Genomic DNA, 1571 nt, shown 5'->3' with positions numbered 1-1571 from the left:
GCGGCTGGATCACCTCCTTTCTAAGGAGCACATAGCCGGATGTGAGCGAATGTCTCACACGGTTGCTCATGGGTGGAACGTTGACTATTCGGCACACAGGGTTGATGGACGCAAGTACTGCTTCGGCGTGGAACGTGTCTGTGAGATCTGGTGTGTCGGGCACGTTGTTGGGTCCTGAGGGAACGGAAGTTGCCTCGAGGATGCCGGCCTCATGCGAGGCGCCCCCGTAAGGGAGCGTTGAGTTTGGGTGTCTGGTCGTTGTTTGAGAACTGCACAGTGGACGCGAGCATCTGTGGCCAAGTTTTTAAGGGCGCACGGTGGATGCCTTGGCACTAGGAACCGATGAAGGACGTGGGAGGCCACGATAGTCCCCGGGGAGCCGTCAACCAGGCTTTGATCCGGGGGTTTCCGAATGGGGAAACCCGGCAGTCGTCATGGGCTGTCACCCGCACCTGAACACATAGGGTGTGTGGAGGGAACGAGGGGAAGTGAAACATCTCAGTACCCTCAGGAAGAGAAAACAACCGTGATTCCGGGAGTAGTGGCGAGCGAAACCGGATGAGGCTAAACCGCGTTGGTGTGAGACCCGGCAGGGGTTGCCATCGTGGGGTCGTGGGAAAGTTCTTCAGTCGTCTGCCGGCGGCTGGGCGAGTCAGAAACCGTATGGATAGTCGAAGGACATGCGAAAGGTCCGGCGTAGAGGGTAAGACCCCCGTAGACGAAATCTGTGCGGCTCGCTTGAGCTTCTCCCAAGTAGCACGGGGCCCGAGAAATCCCGTGTGAATCTGGCGGGACCACCCGCTAAGCCTAAATATTCCCTAGTGACCGATAGCGGATAGTACCGTGAGGGAATGGTGAAAAGTACCGCGGGAGCGGAGTGAAATAGTACCTGAAACCGTGTGCCTACAAGCCGTGGGAGCGTCGGATGTGCAGCTTGCTGTGCATCTCGTGACTGCGTGCCTTTTGAAGAATGAGCCTGCGAGTTTGCGGTGTGTAGCGAGGTTAACCCGTGTGGGGTAGCCGTAGCGAAAGCGAGTCCGAATAGGGCGGTTGAGTTGCATGCCCAAGACCCGAAGCGGAGTGATCTAGCCATGGGCAGGTTGAAGCGGAGGTAAGACTTCGTGGAGGACCGAACCCACCAGGGTTGAAAACCTGGGGGATGACCTGTGGTTAGGGGTGAAAGGCCAATCAAACTCCGTGATAGCTGGTTCTCCCCGAAATGCATTTAGGTGCAGCGTCACGTGTTTCTTGCCGGAGGTAGAGCACTGGATAGGCGATGGGCCTCACCGGGTTACTGACCTTAGCCAAACTCCGAATGCCGGTAAGTGAGAGCGTGGCAGTGAGACTGTGGGGGATAAGCTCCATGGTCGAGAGGGAAACAGCCCAGAACACCGACTAAGGCCCCTAAGCGTGTGCTAAGTGGGAAAGGATGTGGAGTCGCAGAGACAACCAGGAGGTTGGCTTAGAAGCAGCCACCCTTGAAAGAGTGCGTAATAGCTCACTGGTCAAGTGATTCCGCGCCGACAATGTAGCGGGGCTCAAGTACACCGCCGAAGTCGTGTCATTGCAGC

1 rRNA gene is annotated in these 1571 nt (G+C 57.2%); it reads left to right on the top strand.

The features are described 5' to 3' along the window. Positions 1-294: 294 nt before the first annotated feature. Positions 295-1571 (top strand): 23S ribosomal RNA (locus tag ACWCYY_RS40820); the annotation flags it as partial.

Source organism: Kitasatospora sp. NPDC001664 (assembly GCF_053596675.1).
The sequence above is the reverse complement of the archived record's forward strand: the minus strand, read 5'-3'. Positions and strand labels throughout refer to the sequence as shown.